Source organism: Vibrio sp. D54 (assembly GCF_021728075.1).
In the GTDB taxonomy this organism is placed as follows: domain Bacteria; phylum Pseudomonadota; class Gammaproteobacteria; order Enterobacterales; family Vibrionaceae; genus Vibrio; species Vibrio alginolyticus.
Window position 1 is genome coordinate 74,504 of record NZ_JAKKCS010000004.1, and the last position, 19,958, is coordinate 94,461.

The 19,958-nt window shown below is 44.2% G+C and carries 21 protein-coding genes; 9 read left to right on the plus strand and 12 right to left on the minus strand.

Annotated features, from left to right (window positions below; all coding sequences use genetic code 11):
- The first annotated feature begins 36 nt into the window (after positions 1 to 36).
- On the plus strand, positions 37 to 921 hold the full coding sequence (locus L3V37_RS06895) for a cytochrome c oxidase subunit 3 (RefSeq protein ID WP_005385214.1): 885 nt from the start codon (positions 37 to 39) through the stop codon (positions 919 to 921).
- 24 nt (positions 922 to 945) lie between these two features.
- On the opposite strand, the gene L3V37_RS06900 is transcribed toward L3V37_RS06895, so the two are convergent.
- Positions 946 to 1,182, minus strand: a complete 237-nt coding sequence (locus L3V37_RS06900; protein WP_005375504.1) for a DUF2909 domain-containing protein — start codon at positions 1,180 to 1,182, stop codon at positions 946 to 948.
- Here L3V37_RS06900 and L3V37_RS06905 point away from each other — a divergent pair.
- Genes L3V37_RS06905 through cyoE form a run of 4 tightly spaced genes read left to right on the plus strand, consistent with a single transcriptional unit; the run spans position 1,181 to position 4,421 of the window.
- Entirely contained in the window at positions 1,181 to 1,972 is a 792-nt protein-coding gene (locus L3V37_RS06905) for an SURF1 family protein (RefSeq protein ID WP_237306161.1), read from the plus strand. The two genes, L3V37_RS06900 and L3V37_RS06905, sit on opposite strands and share 2 nt — an antisense overlap.
- On the plus strand, positions 1,962 to 2,498 hold the full coding sequence (locus L3V37_RS06910) for a hypothetical protein (protein WP_017635864.1): 537 nt from the start codon (positions 1,962 to 1,964) through the stop codon (positions 2,496 to 2,498). Before L3V37_RS06905 ends, L3V37_RS06910 begins: the two co-directional genes overlap by 11 nt.
- A gap of 11 nt (positions 2,499 to 2,509) precedes the next feature.
- The gene (locus L3V37_RS06915) at positions 2,510 to 3,529 is read left to right on the plus strand and encodes a heme A synthase (RefSeq protein WP_237306051.1); all 1,020 of its coding nucleotides are present in this window, start codon (positions 2,510 to 2,512) and stop codon (positions 3,527 to 3,529) included.
- Positions 3,522 to 4,421: a heme o synthase gene (gene cyoE / locus L3V37_RS06920; protein ID WP_005375639.1), complete on the plus strand. Its 900-nt coding sequence runs from the start codon at positions 3,522 to 3,524 to the stop codon at positions 4,419 to 4,421. The genes L3V37_RS06915 and cyoE overlap by 8 nt, the downstream gene beginning before the upstream one ends.
- A gap of 82 nt (positions 4,422 to 4,503) precedes the next feature.
- On the opposite strand, the gene L3V37_RS06925 is transcribed toward cyoE, so the two are convergent.
- Both L3V37_RS06925 and L3V37_RS06930 read right to left on the minus strand, forming a co-directional pair.
- Positions 4,504 to 4,977 carry an FKBP-type peptidyl-prolyl cis-trans isomerase gene (locus L3V37_RS06925; protein WP_054578695.1) on the minus strand — a complete coding sequence of 158 codons (474 nt, stop codon included), beginning with the start codon at positions 4,975 to 4,977 and terminating at the stop codon, positions 4,504 to 4,506.
- A 13-nt stretch (positions 4,978 to 4,990) separates the two neighbouring features.
- Positions 4,991 to 5,623, minus strand: coding sequence for a thiol:disulfide interchange protein DsbA/DsbL (locus L3V37_RS06930; RefSeq protein ID WP_054578696.1), 633 nt, complete (start codon positions 5,621 to 5,623; stop codon positions 4,991 to 4,993).
- A 282-nt stretch (positions 5,624 to 5,905) separates the two neighbouring features.
- Between L3V37_RS06930 and L3V37_RS06935 the strand changes: the two genes are divergently transcribed.
- Entirely contained in the window at positions 5,906 to 6,532 is a 627-nt protein-coding gene (locus L3V37_RS06935) for an OmpA family protein (protein ID WP_025768460.1), read from the plus strand.
- Between the two features lie 191 nt (positions 6,533 to 6,723).
- Here L3V37_RS06935 and L3V37_RS06940 read toward each other — a convergent pair whose 3' ends face one another.
- The 4 genes from L3V37_RS06940 to L3V37_RS06955 form a co-directional block, all read right to left on the minus strand.
- Positions 6,724 to 7,083 carry a glutaredoxin gene (locus L3V37_RS06940; protein WP_005375631.1) on the minus strand — a complete coding sequence of 120 codons (360 nt, stop codon included), beginning with the start codon at positions 7,081 to 7,083 and terminating at the stop codon, positions 6,724 to 6,726.
- A 111-nt stretch (positions 7,084 to 7,194) separates the two neighbouring features.
- A complete protein-coding gene (locus L3V37_RS06945; RefSeq protein WP_017635869.1) occupies positions 7,195 to 7,737 on the minus strand; it encodes a hypothetical protein in 543 nt (180 codons plus the stop codon).
- On the minus strand, positions 7,724 to 8,269 hold the full coding sequence (locus tag L3V37_RS06950) for a YaeQ family protein (RefSeq protein ID WP_005375627.1): 546 nt from the start codon (positions 8,267 to 8,269) through the stop codon (positions 7,724 to 7,726). Before L3V37_RS06950 ends, L3V37_RS06945 begins: the two co-directional genes overlap by 14 nt.
- Before the next feature lie 89 nt (positions 8,270 to 8,358).
- Positions 8,359 to 8,568, minus strand: a complete 210-nt coding sequence (locus tag L3V37_RS06955; RefSeq protein WP_005375625.1) for a cold-shock protein — start codon at positions 8,566 to 8,568, stop codon at positions 8,359 to 8,361.
- 365 nt (positions 8,569 to 8,933) lie between these two features.
- On the opposite strand from L3V37_RS06955, the gene L3V37_RS06960 reads away from it, so the two are divergent.
- The 3 genes from L3V37_RS06960 to L3V37_RS06970 all read left to right on the plus strand — a co-directional run bounded on the left by L3V37_RS06960 (position 8,934) and on the right by L3V37_RS06970 (position 12,109).
- Positions 8,934 to 9,221, plus strand: a complete 288-nt coding sequence (locus L3V37_RS06960) for an alternative ribosome-rescue factor A (RefSeq protein WP_237306052.1) — start codon at positions 8,934 to 8,936, stop codon at positions 9,219 to 9,221.
- 221 nt (positions 9,222 to 9,442) lie between these two features.
- A complete protein-coding gene (locus L3V37_RS06965) occupies positions 9,443 to 10,885 on the plus strand; it encodes a diguanylate cyclase (protein WP_237306053.1) in 1,443 nt (480 codons plus the stop codon).
- A 333-nt stretch (positions 10,886 to 11,218) separates the two neighbouring features.
- Positions 11,219 to 12,109, plus strand: coding sequence for an RNA polymerase sigma factor RpoD/SigA (locus L3V37_RS06970; RefSeq protein ID WP_017635872.1), 891 nt, complete (start codon positions 11,219 to 11,221; stop codon positions 12,107 to 12,109).
- A gap of 26 nt (positions 12,110 to 12,135) precedes the next feature.
- Here L3V37_RS06970 and L3V37_RS06975 read toward each other — a convergent pair whose 3' ends face one another.
- From L3V37_RS06975 to L3V37_RS06995, 5 genes are all read right to left on the minus strand, one after another.
- Complete coding sequence (locus L3V37_RS06975; RefSeq protein WP_005375619.1) at positions 12,136 to 12,510, minus strand: hypothetical protein; 375 nt, start codon at positions 12,508 to 12,510, stop codon at positions 12,136 to 12,138.
- A 105-nt stretch (positions 12,511 to 12,615) separates the two neighbouring features.
- A complete protein-coding gene (locus L3V37_RS06980) occupies positions 12,616 to 14,754 on the minus strand; it encodes an ATP-binding cassette domain-containing protein (protein WP_053350479.1) in 2,139 nt (712 codons plus the stop codon).
- Entirely contained in the window at positions 14,751 to 16,337 is a 1,587-nt protein-coding gene (locus tag L3V37_RS06985; protein ID WP_237306054.1) for an ATP-binding cassette domain-containing protein, read from the minus strand. Before L3V37_RS06985 ends, L3V37_RS06980 begins: the two co-directional genes overlap by 4 nt.
- A complete protein-coding gene (locus L3V37_RS06990; protein ID WP_237306055.1) occupies positions 16,327 to 17,751 on the minus strand; it encodes a TolC family protein in 1,425 nt (474 codons plus the stop codon). The genes L3V37_RS06985 and L3V37_RS06990 overlap by 11 nt, the downstream gene beginning before the upstream one ends.
- A complete protein-coding gene (locus L3V37_RS06995; RefSeq protein ID WP_237306056.1) occupies positions 17,726 to 19,957 on the minus strand; it encodes a response regulator in 2,232 nt (743 codons plus the stop codon). The genes L3V37_RS06990 and L3V37_RS06995 overlap by 26 nt, the downstream gene beginning before the upstream one ends.
- Position 19,958: the final 1 nt, after the last annotated feature.

Consider the following 19,958-nt stretch of genomic DNA (forward strand, 5'->3'; position numbering starts at 1 on the left):
GATACAGACCAAGGTTGGTCAGTAAGGAGAGAAATTATGAGTAACAAGCCAGGAACATATTATGTTCCCGCTCAAAGTAGCTGGCCGATCATCGGTGCATTTGCTCTGTTTTTGGTTGCTGTTGGCGCAGGCATGACCGTCCAGGGGACACAAAGTGACGGTGCAGTGGGAACCATTGGTGGCATTGTGCTAGCGGTGGGCTTCTTGTTCTTGCTTTACATGTTGGCTGGTTGGTTTAGTAATGTGATTACTGAATCACTGAGTGGAAAATACAGCTCGCAAATTACTCGTTCTTTTCGCCAAGGAATGAGCTGGTTTATCTTTTCTGAAGTGATGTTTTTTGGTGCCTTTTTTGGTGCCTTGTTCTACGCCAGAATGATTTCTGTGCCTTGGTTAGGTGGGGCAGATAATAACTTCATGACCAACGAAGTCCTGTGGCCAACCTTCGAAGCGATGTGGCCACTCACACTGACGCCGGGAGGAGAAACAACACAAGCTATGCCGTGGCAGGGCATACCCCTTACCAATACTATCTTGCTGCTATTGTCGTCTATTACGCTACATATGGCGCATATAAGCCTTGAACAAGACAAAAGAACGGCACTGATTGTTTGGTTAGAGATAACCATCGTGCTTGCTGGCTTTTTCCTATATTACCAAGCGGTTGAGTATGTTCATGCTTATCAAGACATAGGGCTCACGTTGCAGTCCGGTATTTACGGTAACACGTTCTTCATGTTGACGGGGTTCCACGGTTTACACGTTTGTCTTGGGACTATCTTCTTGATCGTGCTGCTGTTCAGAATCGCTAAAGATCACTTTTCACCAAAGAACCATTTTGCCTTTCAAGCGGGCAGCTGGTATTGGCATTTCGTGGATGTGGTTTGGTTATGTCTGTTTGTGTTTGTTTACGTACTTTAGGCGCAGAGTGAACTCTTCGTTCGACTAATAAGGTCGAGGGTTTGGTGCTAGCCAACCCGAGCTGAGCGCAATAAGCAAAAGGACGACCACTAAAGCGGAGAACATGACTCGACGGCCTAAGTAATGACTCATGGGTTTGTCTCTTTTTTCAGGATTATCTGGGTCTTCACGAACCATTTCGATAAGCGCTTTTGCGAGGTTGAAGATAATGAAAAGCAGCAAAAGGACAAGCGTCAGTTTGAATAGAAATACGGTGGACATGGCACCTCCGGTTTCATCATTGTTGTTATCAAGACAATTATGGCTATCGAAACGGTTTTGGGTTGCAGTTGGTTTAACTGTGGTTGTGTTTTCTCTTTTGGTCAAACTGGGTTTTTGGCAGTTTGAGAGAGGGCAAGAAAAACAAGCATTGGAACAAGCCATTCTCGCGCGTGCGGATAGAGCGTACCAAGCACTAAGCGTCGTTCTTGAAGACAACGACTGGCGAGAGGAAAGTATCCTCGGGAAAAAAGTGGAAGTTAATGTTGTTCCTCAGGCGTTTCCCGTAATTTTGTTAGACAACCAAACGCATCAAGGCAGTGTGGGATATTTAGCATTTCAGATTGTATTGACGAGCGATGAGCCTAGTACCTATGCGTTATTGGAGCTTGGTTTTGTCGAGGGAAGAGCAGATCGCTCAATGTTACCAACGGTCACCAAACTCGATAATTCGATTTTCATCACAGGACGCCTGTACCGAAAATCTACTAATCCACTGAGCTCAGAGTTAATGCCGGAAGTTGGCGATGTTATTCGCGTGCAAAACCTAAACATCGCGCAATTGAATCAGCTACTGAATATTGAACTTATGCCCGCAGTCTTGCAGCCAGACAATTTAACTCGTTGGCCCTATGACTTTCCTTGGAATCCATTGCCACTCAATAGTGCCAAACATTTTGGCTATTCGATTCAATGGTTTTCGATGGCAGGTGTTTTCTTATTACTGACTTTAATTGTTTTTGTTCGTTGGCAAAAAAAGTTGCGTCACATGGAGGTGAAGCATGACATCTAAAGTAACCAAAGGACGACTAATGTTGATTGCGCTGGTTTGTACGTTCGCGCTTCCCGCTGTCATTGCAAAAGTCATTCTTACACAAGGGTGGTATCAAAGCGGAGTGACCAATAGAGGCGAGTTAGTCGAACCATACACGACGTTAGAGCAGCTTGGTCAAGAGTCACCTCTCAAAGACCATGGTTGGCAACTCGCTTATGTATTGCCTAACGAATGCACTGAACAGTGTAAACAGCAGCTTTACCTGCTTCAGCAAAGCCATGTTGCTTTAGGTAAGTATCAAGAGCGAGTAGTGCCAGTCGTTTGGCAGACTGAGCATTCAGATCCCATGGAAGTATCGATGTTAGCGATGCAAATGAATGAATTGGTTACCGCAAAAGTGAAACCTGGGCAAATGTTGATCGTTGATCCTCTTGGGCAACTGGTGATGTCTTACTCGCCGAAACCAAATGAGGACTTAGTCCTATTGAATAAAGGTATGTTGGCGGACTTACGCAAGCTCTTAAAACTGTCACGAGTCGGTTAGAGGAAGTGCATATGAAATTAATTCAGTTGGTTAGATTCAGTTTGCTGCTAACTCTCGTGGTGATCATGTTAGGGGCATATACTCGCCTTTCAGATGCAGGGTTAGGTTGCCCGGACTGGCCTGGTTGTTATGGGCACTTTTCTGTGCCGCATCAAGAAGAAGACGTCATGCGTGCTAACCTGAACTTCCCCGAGCGGGCAGTAGAGCATGAGAAAGCATGGCTTGAGATGATTCATCGCTATTTTGCAGGAACGTTAGGTTTAGTCATTTTTGCGATGGCAGCGATATCAATAAGGTCTGAGCGTGTAAATTCAACCATTCCGATGTTGCTCAGCGTATTGGTGATTGGGCAGGCACTTTTGGGAATGTGGACAGTTACTCTTAAATTAATGCCCGTCATCGTGATGCTTCACTTGCTCGGTGGTTTTGTTTTATTGGCGTTACAGGCGATTTTTTACTGCCAATTAAAAGCGCAAAACAATCTCTATTTCTCTCCATCTTCTAGCTCTCTGAGAGGCTTTTCATTGTTGGTTTTTCTGGTTGTTTTGGTGCAAGTGCTCCTTGGAGGATGGACTTCGTCAAATTATGCTGCGCTGATGTGTACCACACTGCCGATTTGTGAGGGAGACTGGATGAGCCATCTCTCATGGAAAGAAGCGTTTTCTTTCTGGCAAACTGGATTCGAGAATTATGAATTTGGTGTTTTGGAGTATCCGGCAAGAATGACTATACACGTCACTCATCGTATAGGCGCTATTGTTACCGCCACCGTGGTATTGGCTTATAGTATTGGGCTTATGAGGCAAGATTCTCATCATTCACAGAGAATCGGAGGGTGGTTGTTGTTCACTCTGGTGTGCCAAATTATGCTGGGTGTAAGCAACGTAGTATTTCAACTTCCTATTTATGTCGCGGTGGCGCACAACCTTGGTGCCGCTGTTATGTTGAGTCTCGTTTGTGTTAGCCAGTTTTACTTGTGGCAGGGTAAAACGGCTTGGAATTACACCGCGAAAGGAGTTCGCTATGAGTAAAGAAATCGCGCTGTCGTTAAATGGGCGAAAGCGACTAAGTTCCGTTTATTTGAAGTTAACGAAACCTAAAGTGGTGGCGTTAATGTTGGTGACGGCAGTAGTAGGGATGAGCTTAGCCCCGGTTGATGATTTCCCTTGGTTGCAGGCGGTAGTTGGCCTAACGGGGATTGGTCTGATGGCCGGGTCTGCGGCAGCGTTTAATCATCTAATTGACCGCCGAATTGATGCGAGAATGGCACGCACACACAAACGACCATTGCCATCGGGTGAGACTAAGCCATCATCGGTGATAGCCTTCGCTACAGTTTTAGGTGTCTTAGGGTTTGTACTTCTATATGCGATGGTCAACCCGCTGACGGCATGGTTGACTTTGATGAGTTTGCTCGGCTATGCGATGGTATACACAATGTACCTCAAACGTGCTACGCCCCAAAATATCGTCATTGCAGGGATTGCCGGTGCGATGCCGCCTCTTCTCGGTTGGACTGCTGTAACAGGGCAATTACATGCGAATGCTTGGCTGCTCGTGATGATCATTTTTATCTGGACGCCACCACATTTTTGGGCTCTCGCTATTCATCGTGTCGAGGATTACCGCAAGGTAGATATTCCCATGCTGCCAGTGACACACGGCATTGAGTACACCAAAACTTCTATTCTGTTGTATACGGTGCTATTGACTTTGGTTTGTGTCCTACCGGTTTTGGTTGGTATGGTCGGCGTGGTGTATCTTTTTGCCTCGCTACTACTCAATGTTGGCTTTATGTACCATGCATGGAAGCTAAAATATGCACCAGAGCCAAATACCGCGATGGAGACGTTTAAATTCTCTATCTATCATCTTTTGGCGTTGTTCATTGCATTGCTTTCGGATCACTATATTGGTTTTTAACCTTTCTTAAAACAGAAAACGCCGCGTGGTTCGCGGCGTTTTTGGTTTTGATACTTTGGCTTTAAGACAAAGCTTTCTAGATTTATTGAATTTCTAGCAGTTCAACATCAAAGATCAAAACACTTGCTGGTGGAATTGGGCCAGAGCCACTCTTACCATAGCCAAGCGTGCTTGGTACGAAAAGGCGGATTTTCTCACCTTCTACCATGTATTGTAGACCTTCTTGCCAGCCTTTAATGACTTGGTTAAGACCAAATGAAATAGGCTCACCACGATTAACAGAGCTATCGAATATCGTGCCATCAATCAAGGTGCCGTGGTAGTGTACTTTTACTTTACTTGTTGCAGTTGGGTGAACCTCACCTTCGCCTTTTTCAAGAACCATGTATTGAAGGCCACTTTCTGTTGTGATGACGCCTTCTTTTTTCGCATTTTCTAGTAAGAATGCTTGGCCTTTGGCAAAGTTTTCATCTGCTACTTTATGGTTTGTCCAAGTACGGTAAATGAAAAAGCCCGCCAAAATAAAAATAATAAGAGGAAACAAAAATTTAGACACGTAATCTCCTTGTCTATTTAGGTTGTTTTAGCAAAAATTTGATGGTTTCTGCCATGGCTTCAACGCTGTCATGACCACCAGTAATCACTTGATATTTTCCGTTTACGATAAAGGCTGGAACGGAGTTAATTTGGCCGCGAGTCGTGATCGCTTCTGCCTTAGTGATGTACTCAAACAGCGCTTTTTGCTGTGCTTCATCTAAATGGTAAGGGCTGATAAGGTTGCGAGACTCAAAGGCTTTCTCTACGGCGATTTGGCGTTCCTCAGCCGTTGCATCGGCACCCATTTGCACAGCAGTAAAAAGATCCGCCATAAACGCTTTATCTGGTGTTGATTCAAGCTGCATTACGGCAGTATAGAAGATGATGGCGCTCACTTGTGCACTTTCATTGAACGTTACATGCATTTTTTCAACGCTTTGATCGGTCAATGATTCAATTTGAGGGACAAACTCTTCCATTGAGCGGCAGTGGCCACAAGTTAAAGAGAATGCTTCAGTCAGGGGAGCTAAATCATACTCTTCAAGGGATACTGGCAAAACTTCGTATTGTTTGCCTTGCTGAGGCTGACTCTTGCCGCTATCGCATGCCGACAAAGCCATTACGGCAACAACAACAGCAAAGCCTTTCGATATGGTTTTTAACATAGTAGTGCTCTAAATGAGAAATTTGCGTTAGTTTATCGGTTAACGATAGTGACTAAAACCATTAAATAACAATAAAGTGAGACCATTGGTAACAGACTTTGCCTGACGTATGGACTGTAAGGGTAGGGTATTTTAGTGTTGCGTTTTATTTGAGAGATGATTTTGCATTGACTCCAGTGGCATGAACGCTGCATAGACAAACCAATCGGTGGACAAAAGCGCTAAAGATTCGGCGTGTTTTGTCGACACAATGAACAAGAGTTTTTCTACGTTGGTAATGGTATGAAGCATTGGTTTTTAATTGTTTGTGGCATTCTGGCCGGGTGCAGCAGCCTCGATCAAGATATGGTCCCTGGTGGGAACATTTTAGATACAGCTCCTAAATCAAACACTGAGCTGAGACACCCAGAGTGGGGATACCCGAGCGCATCCAATGTGGCTTCTTCCCCTCGTTCATATCAAACGGCGAGGGCGTCAGTAAAAAAGTCGCAAAACGTGACCTCTCTGGAAATGTTCCTGAGCAGGCATAACATTCCTCACGAGACGCTCAGTGGTGGTCACCTGATGATACGTTTGAAAGAGCAAGTGCATTTTCAAACGGGTTCTGCACGGTTATCTGCTCAATCTCAAGACTGGATTCGAAACATTGGTCACTATCTGGCGGGAAGAACTGATGTTGATGTCGTGATTGATGGTCATGCGGATAGTACGGGAGCTGAAAGCTTCAACGACACGCTATCTGAAAAGCGAGCTCGTGAAGTAGAAAAACAACTATTGGCGACGAGTATTCCACGTCAACGAGTGTTTTCTAGAGGCTTCGGAGAGTATGTACCGAAGTGCAGCAATGCGACAGCAAGTGGTAAAGCTTGCAATCGGCGCGTAGAGCTAACATTGATCGTGGATGAATAACGCAGACGTTAGGCGGTAATCTTCGTTGTGTTGTTCTCACATACCCGTTATTTGCTTAGTGGAGTTTAAGTTCGGAATTGAGCAAGAAGACTGAATAAGGAAAGCTCGCACGGCAACATCTAGCTAGAAAAAATAGAAAAGAGGCACCGTTAGGTGCCTCTTTTACATCCGCCAATGTTCATAGGGGGAACTTAGGCAAATTCTTTTTCAACGTAAGCGACGATGTCCGATGACTCGTATAACCACTGTGTTTCGCCATCTTTTTCGATACGAAGGCAAGGGACTTTAACTCGCCCACCACCTTGCTCTAGTTCAGCTCGATGAGTCGGGTTATTTTTTGCATCACGTAGCTCAATGTTCACCGATTGACGCTTCATTGCACGGCGGACCTTTACGCAAAAAGGGCAGGCTTCAAATTGGTAAAGTGCGTATTGTTTCGCTTTTTCATCAATACGTTGCTGTTCTTCTGCGGTGCGCTTAATACCACGAGGTGAGAACACCGCGTTCAGCAATAAGATAACCTTGCCTAAAATCCAACGGATAAACTTCATAATGATCCCTTGATGTTCATTGGGTAATTGTCCTTTAAGAATGCAATCATGATGCTTGTTGCACTGAGCGTGAAGTCTATCAGTTGTTTGAAATGGATAAAACCATGTATTTTATGCGGAAAATAGACGTTTAAACCAACCCCAAAAGCCACTTGCTGAAGCCGGACGGGCTTCTTTACCTTGATAAAAACTTTGCATGAGTTCGGTTCTGAATGCATCAACGTCCATGCGTTTCATGACAAGCTCGTGCTGCAATGTATTTTGAGTCTGCTCGGCATGATCGTGCGCCAAGCTGAAATCCATATTTAAATAGCCTTGCGTGTATAACCAAAGGTGGGTGACTAAGATTAGGTCTTCAGCAGATTGGTTAGTAAACTTATCCGCGTGCTCATTACCCAAGGAGTCAGTCAGAACTTGCTGCATACGCTGGGTAGAGTGAGCATGTTGCTCGTAGTTAGCACTTGCTTCAATATGTGATTTGGTCAAAAGGCCAAGCAGGTGAAGAGTAGGTGCTGTTGTGGGTTTGTTCTCACAAACTTTTGTAAATAGTTGTGACTGTTCTTTTAACCAACGTCGCTTTGCTGCTTTATGTTCTTTAACAAAGGGGATTTCTTCAAATCCCATCTCTTGACTCAGTTCACTAAGAGACGTCATGGTTTTTTAGTTCCTTCACCGTTACTTCGATATGTTGATCATTGATATCAACAAAAATTGAGCTGCCAGTAATCATAACAGAAAGGCTAGTACCTCGGTCAAGGTGCTGACAAATCAAGTCGATAGCGTCATAGTCAAAGCTCTCTACGTTGACGGGAAGCATTGAGAACTTTCCTGACATTTTGTCCCACCAGACAGCCGCTTTGGTGTTATAAGTGTAAACTTTTACATGCTTTGCTAGGCGAGAAGCTTTCTTAATCCTGTCTGGTTCTGGTTCGCCAATTTCAATCCAGTGAGTAATGCTTTGATCATCGCCAACATGCCATAAATCAGGCTCTTCAATCGTAGAGAGTCCTTTTGTAAACTCCAGATTGCTTTGAGCATTTAAACAGTAAGCTAGAATGCGAGCCAACATTCGTTGCGGCTTTTCAGAAGGATGAAGGGCGATAGTTAGATTTTTAGAATCGTAATAGTCATTATTCATATCGGAAATGGCGATACGAAATTTGTAAATGGTTGGTTTAAGAGCCATAGATTTATATCGTTTTGTTGGCAAAATAAGTTTTAGGCAAAAAAATAGCCAGCTTTAAAAGCTGGCTATCGTATCAAATTCTTTAAGAATTAAAGTACTTTGATTTGCTCTGCTTGAGGGCCTTTTTGACCTTGAGAGATAACAAATTCTACTTTCTGGCCTTCAACTAGAGTACGGAAGCCGTCACCAGTGATTGCAGAGAAGTGAGCAAATACGTCAGGACCGTTTTCTTGTTGAATGAAACCGAAGCCTTTAGTTTCGTTGAACCACTTAACTGTGCCAGTAGCTGTGTTAGACATGTCTATTTCCTAAATATCTAAATAATGTAATCTTTCGCCTCAACGGCGCTTATAGCGTGGAAAAATAAATTGCTATTGCGTACCACAGGACGACGGGTTACAAGTAATCCAACGAAATGTGAAAACAAAGAACTTTCTTTCTAGCCGTGTTTGAGTCTAGGTTAATTCCACGAAGAGTCAACATATATTAGTGCTTTATGGACAAATATTTGTATTTAGTCACTATTTAACCAGCATGTTTTTGATTAAATTTCAAATAAATGACGGTGATGTGAAGTTTTTTAGCATAAAATTCAACTAAATCTATAAATTTGACTTATTTATATAATTATTGTCCAATCTGGTTCGACCATTAAGGAGGATTTATGGCAAAGCGTAAAATCAGTCCTCAACCGAGTGGCTCACAACATGAGACCGACTTCGGCAGAGGTGAAATCAAAGACAACGCGTTAAAAGCGGTTGTTACCAGTCAGCTGTTCCAAACACGAGTCGTTAAAGCGAAAAAAGGTAAAGGTAGCTTCAGCCGTAAAATGAAGCATAGAGGCAAAGAGCCCTATTCAAAGTTCTCCCAAAGGTGGATTTTGAATAGGGCTTTTTTATTGGTACTAGGTGTTTGCAAAACTGATGATAGTCAATTTTTTAGTACCAGATAAGTTTTCCTAATTTATCATGTACTGCTTCAACTGCTTCAACTGCTTCAACTGCTTCAACTGCTTCAGCGAACCAGGCGTTGAAAGTACCAATTAAGTACTAAAACTTACTAAGTTAGATTCATATCAATAAGCGTCACTTCCTGTCTTATGCAACTCTACTATATCTTTAGTCTAATCAAACAGCCGAGATTATGGTTTAAAAAGACTGGTGAGAAGTAGGTATGTCATCGATGAGTTATGGTACTTATGGTTGCAAATGTAAAAAAGCGTGTGCTTCTTTATTACTAGTGTGGCTGTCCATTTGTCCGATGGCGCATGCGCACAAATCAGAGTCTCATTCTTTAATTGTTGCTAACTCCAAAGCGTGGAAGCCGTTCTCTTACCTTAGCCCAGATGGTGAACCTAAAGGTATTTTAATCGACTTTTGGAAAGAGTACGCGGCGAACAACCAAATCGACGTTCAGTTTCTCCTTTTGGATTGGGATGCTTCTTTGCAAGCCGTAAAAGAGGGTAAGGCTGACTTTCACGGAGGACTTGTCTACTCGCCCGAAAGAGCGAAGTATATGGACTTTGGCGCAGTCATAATGCCTATCCAAACTAAACTGTACGTAAATAAAGATGTACTTTCGGTTGATATCAGGAGTGTTTTAACTGGCGAAATGACGCTGCCAATTGGCGTTGTTAAAGGAAGTTACGAGTCTGAGTTTGTTCAGACGAATTATCCAAATGCACCTATTGCAGAGTACATTAACAATGATTCGATGATACAAGCAGCCGTCGATAAAAAGGTGCTGTACTTCGTTGCAGACCTGCAAGTTGCTAATTTTTATATGGCAACCACGCCGGGAGCGGGTATGTTTGTCCCGACAATTAGCTTATATAGTAAAGATCTTCGGATTGCAGCAGGAATGCACAGTGCAACTTCCATTTTAGAGGTATCACGAGCGTTTGAAAAAGTCATCGATACGGATCGTGAGCGGATCCTCACCCGTTGGAGTCTGGTGAAAACGGTTTATCCACTTTATCTTTTCCCTATTGCTATTTTCATTATGGCGGTCGCAACGCTTTATCATATTTTTGCCCTCAAACGTATGGTTGCTCTTCGGACAAGGCAATTAACGATTGCCAATCAGCAATTGCTAGAGATGACGTTGACGGATTCTCTCACAAAGCTATACAACCGTAGACACCTGATTGAGCAATTGGCGCTACTGAATCATTTGAAGCGAAACTTAACGGTGATGGTGTTTGATATTGATGATTTTAAATCAATCAATGATCGATATGGCCACCTTGCTGGAGACCGAGCAATAGTTGCCATCGCAGAAGCCGCTAAGTCGATGACTGATGACCGAATGACATTGGCGAGAATTGGAGGAGAAGAGTTCGCACTCGTTACGTCGTCTCTGTCAGAGCGAGAAGCGCTCAATTTTGCCAATATGCTTTGTAAAGCCGTTTACGATCAGCCTGTTATACTGGGCGGACAAGCAATTCATTTGAGTATCAGTTTGGGCTGTGCTTACTATCCTGAGTTTACCCACATCGTGAGCTTGCAAGATGCTGACGAGTTGATGTATCAAGGTAAGTCTGAAGGAAAGAATCGTGCAGTTTTCCAAGTTATAACAGACTGTCAGCTTCAACCTGCGCTTCGTCAAGTGAATTAGATCTCGCTAATTCAACTGATACTTCAAACCATCCTCAAGCCTCAAAGTTTTAGTCAGAGTAAGGTGGTAAGCGTTGACGATCACGTTGCGTTGTTTTCTTTGAGGCCAATTTGCGTACAAATACTTGCACTTTCATATATATAACCCCCCACCTGCTCACGTTTTTATCATAGAAGCAGTAATTGTTTTAAAGTGATAAGCGATTTCTTGGTAAAGATCAGAACCCCTGTCTACACTCAGTGTAAAGTAATGCATATAAAGCATGATGCATACAGTGTTGTACAAAAACAATTAAAGAAGATAAGAAATAAGTTGGCTTGAGAAGGACGGGGAATGAACAACGAATGCTTTGCTAGGTTCCGAGCTGTCACGGATGAACTGTCAATGAAAGAATCGTTGTCAGTTGGGAAAGACCCTTATGCTCACTATCTCAAAGATATTGTGGGCATTGATTTGTTGTCTCGTGAAGAGGAGTTGCATTACGCCAAACTTAATCGAGCTGGTGATGAAGAAGCGCGCGAAATGTTGATTGAGTCTAATCTTCGACTTGTTGTGAAAATCGCAAAAGGCTACCTCAAACGGCCAGGCAATAACTTTACTCTGCTCGATTTAATAGAAGAAGGTAACATTGGTTTGATAAAAGCGGTCGATAAGTTCGATCCTGAGCCAGGCTACCGTTTTTCTACTTATGCGGTATGGTGGATTCGCGAGAATATAGAAGCGGCATTAATGAACAATGGCCGCACGGTACGTTTACCTGCTCATGTGTGCAAAGAGATAAATAGCCTGGCTTTAAAAAAGCTAGATGCGTCAAAAAGTGAGAGCAAGGAGTTGTCTATTTCTGAACTCTCACGCTGCTCAGGGGTGAAAGCAGAACGTATAGATGAACTTGTTGCTCTAAGTGGTTTTATTGATGTATCGACCACTGCGGACCTACATCGTGTTCCATTTGTTCTTGAACTGTGTGAAAGTGAGTACACGCCAGATCCACAACAAGACTGTGAAAACCAGTGCTTTACTCAAGCCATTGAAAATATTATTAAAACTTTGCCAACTAAGTTGCAGAAAGTCTTGATCCATCGATTCGGATTATTTGACCAGAGAGTGAAAACCTTGTCGGAAATAGGCCTGTTGTTAAACGTGTCTAACGAGCGTGTTCGTCAGATGCAGATAGAGGCGGTTGAACGCGTGCAGAAACGTCTCCGATTCGATGGTTGGGTTTAAGATTTTTAGCCCCTTATCCTAGCTGATTAATTTACTGGCTTGCTACTCTGTTCTTCCGTAAGTAACAGCAGCTCAAGCTGTGCTTTAGCTGCTGCCTCCAATCTCCATACACTCAATAATCGGTTAAGTGCTGCGCGATAAGTACGACTTTTGAGTAAAAAAGCGAGCGTACTTGTGTAGTTGTTTACGACTTGCGCTTGTGTCTCGACCAAAGCAGTTTTGTTTTCGATGTCGATGTGTTGAAGGTTAAAGTCAGGAAGAAACGCACACTCATACCATACCTCTACAATTTCACGAATTTCGAGTTCTTCTTCAGGCACGTCGAAGTCTTGTAACTGGTAGTTTTCTGGTATTGTTGATAAATAAACCACATCCAATTTGTCTGCAACAAATGTATACATCGGATTCCTTAGTGTACGCGCTTACAGAGTAAATAGTCTCATCGTTTACATTTTTGTCAATGACCGTGCTCAAGTATGAATGATGAACCACACCACATTCCGAACTTAACTTAGACTTTTTAAGTACTTATCGGTTAACCCGAAATACTTCAGGTTGCCATCTGGCTCCAAGACTAAGCTCATATTGGATGTAGAGATCATGCCCGGATCATTCGTTGAGAAAATAACGGTCTTATTGAGTAGTTTATCGCTGAATAACCGCTTGAAGTAGTGCGAGTTTTCTTGCTCTGCACCATTAAATGGCTCGTCAATGATAATCAAAGATTGTTCGCAGTTGCCTAGCCCTAATGCGAGCCGTAGTCTTTGTTGAATACCATTTGGTAAACTTTTACAGATATCAACGCTCAATTGAGTGTCCAGGCCTTGTGGCAACCATGTATCGAGCTCAAAGAAACTCACCATTTCACGCATTTTTTCTGTTGGGATTAATCCATTATGCAAGATGAAGTTAGTCTCCAAGGAGCCTTCAAAAATATGCAGGTTAAACGGGATGTAGTTAATCGAGGTTCGATAGCGGTAACTGTTGAACTGTTTGATGTTATAACCGTCCACCGAAACTGAGCCTTGATAGCGTTCCTCTAGCCCAGCGATAATAGAGATGAGCGTCGTTTTACCGCAACCTGTTGGTCCACAAATCACGACTTTTGCGCCCGGTGGAATTTTAAAACCAAGATTAGTTAAGCCTGTTGCCGCACCACTATAACGATGGCTCACACCAGAGCCGACGATACTACCTTGAAAGAGGCGAATAGGGGGGCTTTTCTCTAACGTTAGCTTATCGTCATTCATCGCCATAAGGTTGTTGATTTGCGCAGAAGACGCCTTAATGGATTGGAACTTAGAAATAGAGTTGTAGATGCCCATAATAGGCCCCAACGCCTTCCAGACTAAAATTACAGTAGCAAGCATTGCACCTGCATCGGAGGTGCCGTCCATCACGCCGATAACGGCCGCGACGATACTTGCGGTACCAATAACCTGAATCAAACTCCCGCCTGCTGCCTGAACCCTGCTATTAGTCACTGAAACATGTTCTGCATCGTTTGTGCTTTGTAAATGTGATGCGCTAAAGCGGGACTGGATAACACGCAATAATGGCAAGCCTTGGATGGTTTTTATACCACGAAGAATCTCATTCCATTGGTAAGAAACCATGGCGTTGGCGCGAGAGCTCTTGGACGTGGCTTGCGAGTAGATGTAACGAGAATAAACACAGAACACCAACATTAGAATCAACCCCGCCATAACGACTAGCGCTGCGGTACCAGACATAAGAGCAATGGCAATAATGAATACGATAACAAACGGCATGTCGAAGTAGCTTAATGTTGACTCTGCGGTTACCAAACGGCGGAAAGTGTCGATGTCCTTCAATCGTGCTAACTGAGAAGAGACACCAGCGGTAGATGTCATCGAATAAGGAAGCCACAACAGTTTGGATATTACGTTTTGAGAAATATGCACCGCCAAATCCTTTCCTGATGTGGCGATGATGTTGACCCGCATTTTCTTGAAAAAGTATTCCGAGAACCCAACAATCACAGCAAATAACGTGAGCCAATAAAGCGTGGCTTGCGAGCTAGAGGTTAAGGCGAAGTTGTACACACTCATAATAAAAAAGGGCTGGAGTGCGCCGAGAATGCTGACCACGAAGCTGAGAATAATCAGGCTTTTGAGTTCATTGTTGTAGCGATAAAACGCGTATTTAATCCAGTTACTGCGGTCTTGAGATTCAGGTGGCGGTTCTCGGAATAAGCGGGAGTATTCGCTGATCGAGACCAACAAGCACGGCTTCTTGCAGAGCGGGTATTCAATGGTGTTGTTATTTGTGTAATCAAACAGGATCAGTTTGCCGTCTTTAGTGCCCAAGAAAATCGCAGTGAGGTTTTCTATCTCGATAAAACAAGGATGAGGATGCCCCTCGATGTGCTCCAACGTTTTTAGTTTGGTGACGTCACAACGGTAACCAAGGCGTTCAATCGTAGCGATAAAACTGTCGCTGTCTTTTGGTTTAGGGATAAAAGCGTCGCTGAGGATAGAAGGTGTGCCTTCCCATTCAAGCGCTATGAGGGTGTAAGCTAAACCACGAATCAAAGGTGACTCATTGTATCGCTCGTCATAACTGCGAGCCTCAAAGTCCAACAAGCGCTGAGGGACATTATTAAAATCAACCAGAATACTCATTGGTCACCTCCGGTAAGTTTGACGCGTTTGAGGCGATGATTGAGTTTGTCTATCTTATTGCTGACGATGATGAGTATTTTGTCGTTGGCGCGATAGGCAGTACTGGTCAAAACCAATCGAGCAAAGTCGTCATCATAAACACAGTCTATGTCGTCGAAGATCAACACACGTTTGTTCGCGAGTAAGGCACGCACCAACAACAGGGCATAAGCGACTTGGCGCGAGAATGGGTTGCGTAAATGTCCTTTAAGCTCGGTGTAAAAACCAGCGGGAAGGGCATCGATTTGTGCTTTGATGTTCATGGTTTCGCAAAGCGCAAATGCCGTGTTATTTAAGCTCGGGCGGAAACAAGTCAAGTTGTCGATGATGGTGCCTTCGACGAACGAACTGGTTTTGTCGACCATGAGCACGCTATTACGCCAGACGTTGTAGTTGACGTCATCGAGTGGTGTTTCGTTGATCTTAATGTCCAGTTTGTTGTCGGTGTTTTGCCGCGTAATGCAATTGGCAAGATGGGTTTTGCCTGCGCCGCTTTTCCCCGTCAGCAAGTAAGCCTGGCCACGTTCAAACTCGATGCGTTGTTTTTCCGAATACTTCACCGAGATGCGCTCGACTTCTGTCGTGTCATTTAGTTGTTCTACAGACGCAGCAAGCTCAAGCAACTCGGCGATACGTTGAATATGAAGCTTGTTCAACTCCCAGCGGCTCACCGTGCGCATCACTTGCTGGTATGGCGCGAAGTAGCGGTTGGTAAGCATGATGATAGCAGCCATGATGCCTTGGCTAGATTGCATGTTGATAACTGCCGTTGCCAAAACCACTACCACACAAGCTATGGAGAGCTGTTGTATGAGCGACAAGATAAGGCTGAAGTTCGATTCGATTTGCTCGTATTTGATGTTCTCGACTTCACGCTCTTCCACCATTTGTGTCATGAGGCTCTCAACGCGATATTCCATATTGCGCGCTTTGATATCGAGTGGGCTAGAGATGATCTCGATGATTTTAGAAGTAGTTAAGCCTTCGATGTCGGATTTGTTTTCTAAGCTGTTGATTTTCTGCTTAGATAGGCTCAGTGCGAACACGGCCAAAATGATGGAGGCGAGCAAGATGGTCACCCCTGCCCAGATGTTGATCAGACCGATAATCAGAATGGTCAGTATGCTGACGGCAAGGTTGATCAATGCCCGTACAGATTCTCCGCCAAAGAAGGATTTAATCTCGGGAATGGTAGCAATACGCTCTAGGTATTCACCGGGTTCTAGGCGACGAAACTTCGATATCTCAGCCAAACAGATGGATTGAAACACCTTGTTGGTTAAGTTAGTTTCGAACTGCTTCATGATCACCGACGAAATCTTCTCTTCCTGATTCTTTAAGTGATAGTCGAGGAAGATGGTGATCAAGATAATGGCAAACAGAAGAAACAGCGTGTCTTTGGCTTGGTTAGGTAAAACTCGGTCAAAGATAATCAGAATCGAAAAGGGCAGCACTAAACCAAACAGTGTTGAGATGACAGTTGAGAAAGTCAGGTAACACTTGTCAGCAAAGTTAATCTTTTGGGAAAAGTGCTCAGTTTGCATTGCGACCTCCTTTCTTAATCGATGGTTTGGAGAGAAGGTGTTTTGGAACTAAGTCTTGATTGCTTCTGCCTTCGATATCGCTCATCAACTGCATGATGCTTTCGATGGATTGCACCGACAGCATGCCTTTGATTTGCTCAAGATTGATCGATTCAATGATGTAGTCATAACGCGCGCTCTCGTAATCACGTAGTGCGCTAAACAGTTTACTTTCCGCTGCCAGTAAGTCGGTAATGGTTCGCGTACCAAGCTGGTAAGCGCGTTGAATGCCTTTGTAGGAAGCGTAGTTGGCACGGATGATGTTCTCGTAACTGCTAATAGCGCGGGAGAAGTCATTAATGTTGAGTACCGAGGTGTTAACGCTATTACGCGTTGTGAACAACGAATCTTGGTACAGTAGTTCCGTTCGCTCGATAGCAGTCGACGATTTTTGATAACCGTAGTAATCCGAACCGCCGGAGAAAATCGGCACATTCAAGTTCAAACCGACGCTGGTGGAGTTACTGTCCCCTGTTGCGGTTGGGTCGGTTCGGTCATAGTTGTTCGCATCATCGTAACGGTAACTGGCAGAGAGCGATACGGTCGGCACAAAGTTTGAACCGCTTTCTTTCAAGCCTCTTCGGCTTCGTTCTACGGTCTTCTTCGCGACTAATAAGTCGTTATTGAGCTTCAAAGCTTGTTCAAGAATCGCGCGTTGTTCGGATTCGCTGATTTCCGCCAAGGGCACGCTTTCGTAGATGTCCTGCGATGGGGTGACTGGATATTGAACTTGAATCTCTAAGCCGTTCAAAATCACGCGTCGATCTTTCTCTAAGGCTCTTAAGCGGTTGGCAATGCCTTCTTTCTGAGCAATTACCTCATACAACTCGCTCGCCGCAGTGTTGCCAAGTTCCACGTTGCGACGCATTTGGCGCTCACGTGTTTCAGACGATTTAAGTTCTACTTGGGTGGCTTTGATTTGCGCGTTGTTTTTGAGGTATTCGAAATATTGCGTCGCGATTTCAGAAATGGTGCTCTGGATTTTGTTCTCGTGTTTGATTTCTTCAATGTTGAAATCAAGCTTCGCGGTGCCGTATTTAAAGATGTCACCAAGGTTAAACACCGATTGCGATAAAGACACGCTGTAGCTGTTTGAATTGTAGCTTGAACGCGTATCCGGTGTTCCCGTTAATATGGTCTCATTTTCATTCCATGTGGTATCAGCGGCACCGTTTAAAGAGGGCAGAAACTTAGAACGGCTAATGTCGATGTTGTATTCGTTTTCTTCAACGCCTTTGTCACTAGCGCGCAGAGATAAATTGTTTTCCAAGCCGAGCTTGACCGCCTCAAGCAATGTGGTCGCCATTGCCGAAGGAGCATTGCTCAATGTAAGCGCTGCCAATACGCAGCTAGTTAAGTTTCTGTACCGCCACATACTTGTTGATCACCTTGATGATTTCGTCGTTTTTATAAGGTTTGCTGATCACGTAATCCATTCCAGCTTCGATACAAGCTTGGTGTTCATTACTGCTGGTCAATGCTGTCGCACCTATAATGGTGCAAGGGTTCTGTCCGCTCTCTTGTTCGTATTGTCGAATGCGTTTGGTCGCTTCAATGCCGCCCATGCCCGGCATGATGCAGTCCATAAAAATGATGTCTGAGCGCTGATTCATGAAATGCTGAACGGCGTCTGCGCCATCGCCAACGGTGTCGGCTTCGTATTCTTGCTTGCTCAAAATACGTTTGAGTAGAATCTGTTGAACACGGTCATCCTCCACAATCAGGAATGAGCTGTTCTCCATCTGTTCTTCAGAGGCTTCCGCTTCCATGATTGCTAATAGGTTAGGGATGAACTCATACGGAATCGCAGGGGAGTTCAGAATCTTGTCGACAAAGGTATGGCTCTCTTGCGCTTGCTGAGTGCTAGTGACCGAAAGCAGCAACTTGGTGTTCGGGTGATTGCGCAGTTGTGACTTCACCGTTTTGCTCAGTGAGGGCAGCTTGTTTGGCTCGAACGTGTCGGTCAGCATGATGGCATCGTATTCGCCAAAGGTTTTTGCAGCAGAGAAGAGCTCGTTCGGCGTTCGAATTGGCGTGATCTCCAAGCCCAAGTTGACTAACATTTTGTTCATTACATCAATGCGCAACTGAGAGTTGGCACACAGCAACAAACGTTTATTGCCGAAGCGAGTTTTCTCGGTGTGGAAGCTTTTGGCTTTCAAATCGAGCTGAATTTGAAAACGTTCCTGATTGCCTGACTGATACCAATGGCTCTCGTAATAGCCATAATCTTTTAGCACGCTTTTCGCCAGATCGTCTTTGGTTGCAGTGTGCTGTTTATGGTCGCTCCAGTGTAGGGTATTGAGCTTGGCAAACGGCACATCCAGTGTGGTTAAGAAGTTTAGATTGATGGTCAAGCGGGTATTTTCAATGTCTGACGCCGCCCCAGATTCAATGGTGACAAACAGTTTCTTATCGGCTTTGAGTTGGATGGCGTTCGATAGTTGTAGGAACAATACCCAGAATAAGCTGGTGGATTGTCCTTCAACACGGTTTGGTAGGTTATCCGAGATAAAGCAGTCTAGCTCACCTTCATTTCGCTGCACTTTGGAACTGATGTGAATCATCAATTCAGACAGTACATTCAGCAGTGAAAACTCTTTCGATTTGCTCTCGGTCCCTTGTGAAATGAGTCGGTTGTAGTTCTCTGCCAATTCAGACAGGGTATTGGCAGCCGAGGTTATATCTTGCGCCATCAACACGCCGCTCTCATCGGTCTCTTGAACGAGATATTGCACGCCGCCGTTAATGGTGTTGGTGATGCCACGAATCTCGTAACCAATCAGAGCATAGAGCTGCTTGTAGAGATCGTTATTGCGTTTTTGCTCTTCGAGTTTGCTGAAAATCAGTTTTAGGTGTGAGTAGATCTGACGCTGCTTCGGATTGATGCTCACTTCATTCAGCAATTCTTCCAACCTTTGTAAATCCAGTTGTTTGAGCTCTTGATAAAGCTCATCGAATTCTTGGTCAATGTCACGCTCATTCGAGCTGGATTTTTTCAGCTTAAGGATTGCCACCAAGTTCGATAGCACTGCGATACCAACCAGTACGACAACGACCACAAACAACCAAATGAAGAACTCGTTTTTCTCCATCATTAGGTCGCTCGCATGGTTGTTAAATATGGTCCGGTAGTTGTCGTCCATTTGTAGGTAGTTATTGGTGAGCGAGAGGTACAGTGCCAACACATCGTCGCGTGTTTTTGGGCTGTCTGAGAAGCGATTGATTGCCAGTTCAAGCTGCGTGTATTCGGTCGCGCCCACCAAGCTAAACTCGGTTTTGTTGAGTGACGCGAGCGACTTAAATTGGTCAATTTCGTCTTTCAGAACCTCAAAATCAAGCTCTGTTGTACTGCAATAACGTTCGGTTAAACAGCGTTGAAGCGTTTGAATATCAAACTCGATAGTTTGGTTGAGCTGTTGAGCTTGAACCAACAGAGGCGCGTTTTGCACTTTCTCGACTGAATCCACTTTGTCCCAAGAGATATACAAATAAAAGGCGAGGGCAGCCAGCATCAAGCTGAAAGCAATGCTTAGGCGCATAACAGGAACGGAAATATTGTAAGAAGGTTTGCTACTCATC

What these genes read in the sequence shown, in the direction of transcription:
- L3V37_RS06895 (WP_005385214.1), top strand. Translation starts at nt 37, where the DNA reads ATGAGTAACAAGCCAGGAACATATTATGTTCCCGCTCAAAGTAGCTGG.
- L3V37_RS06915 (WP_237306051.1), top strand. Translation starts at nt 2,510, where the DNA reads ATGAAATTAATTCAGTTGGTTAGATTCAGTTTGCTGCTAACTCTCGTG.
- L3V37_RS06975 (WP_005375619.1), bottom strand. Translation starts at nt 12,510, where the DNA reads ATGTATACATTTGTTGCAGACAAATTGGATGTGGTTTATTTATCAACA.
- L3V37_RS06990 (WP_237306055.1), bottom strand. Translation starts at nt 17,751, where the DNA reads ATGTGGCGGTACAGAAACTTAACTAGCTGCGTATTGGCAGCGCTTACA.
- L3V37_RS06995 (WP_237306056.1), bottom strand. Translation starts at nt 19,957, where the DNA reads ATGAGTAGCAAACCTTCTTACAATATTTCCGTTCCTGTTATGCGCCTA.
- L3V37_RS06950 (WP_005375627.1), bottom strand. Translation starts at nt 8,269, where the DNA reads ATGGCTCTTAAACCAACCATTTACAAATTTCGTATCGCCATTTCCGAT.
- cyoE (WP_005375639.1), top strand. Translation starts at nt 3,522, where the DNA reads ATGAGTAAAGAAATCGCGCTGTCGTTAAATGGGCGAAAGCGACTAAGT.
- L3V37_RS06955 (WP_005375625.1), bottom strand. Translation starts at nt 8,568, where the DNA reads ATGTCTAACACAGCTACTGGCACAGTTAAGTGGTTCAACGAAACTAAA.
- L3V37_RS06965 (WP_237306053.1), top strand. Translation starts at nt 9,443, where the DNA reads ATGTCATCGATGAGTTATGGTACTTATGGTTGCAAATGTAAAAAAGCG.
- L3V37_RS06970 (WP_017635872.1), top strand. Translation starts at nt 11,219, where the DNA reads ATGAACAACGAATGCTTTGCTAGGTTCCGAGCTGTCACGGATGAACTG.
- L3V37_RS06900 (WP_005375504.1), bottom strand. Translation starts at nt 1,182, where the DNA reads ATGTCCACCGTATTTCTATTCAAACTGACGCTTGTCCTTTTGCTGCTT.
- L3V37_RS06960 (WP_237306052.1), top strand. Translation starts at nt 8,934, where the DNA reads ATGGCAAAGCGTAAAATCAGTCCTCAACCGAGTGGCTCACAACATGAG.
- L3V37_RS06910 (WP_017635864.1), top strand. Translation starts at nt 1,962, where the DNA reads ATGACATCTAAAGTAACCAAAGGACGACTAATGTTGATTGCGCTGGTT.
- L3V37_RS06935 (WP_025768460.1), top strand. Translation starts at nt 5,906, where the DNA reads ATGAAGCATTGGTTTTTAATTGTTTGTGGCATTCTGGCCGGGTGCAGC.
- L3V37_RS06930 (WP_054578696.1), bottom strand. Translation starts at nt 5,623, where the DNA reads ATGTTAAAAACCATATCGAAAGGCTTTGCTGTTGTTGTTGCCGTAATG.
- L3V37_RS06905 (WP_237306161.1), top strand. Translation starts at nt 1,181, where the DNA reads ATGGCACCTCCGGTTTCATCATTGTTGTTATCAAGACAATTATGGCTA.
- L3V37_RS06980 (WP_053350479.1), bottom strand. Translation starts at nt 14,754, where the DNA reads ATGAGTATTCTGGTTGATTTTAATAATGTCCCTCAGCGCTTGTTGGAC.
- L3V37_RS06985 (WP_237306054.1), bottom strand. Translation starts at nt 16,337, where the DNA reads ATGCAAACTGAGCACTTTTCCCAAAAGATTAACTTTGCTGACAAGTGT.
- L3V37_RS06945 (WP_017635869.1), bottom strand. Translation starts at nt 7,737, where the DNA reads ATGACGTCTCTTAGTGAACTGAGTCAAGAGATGGGATTTGAAGAAATC.
- L3V37_RS06940 (WP_005375631.1), bottom strand. Translation starts at nt 7,083, where the DNA reads ATGAAGTTTATCCGTTGGATTTTAGGCAAGGTTATCTTATTGCTGAAC.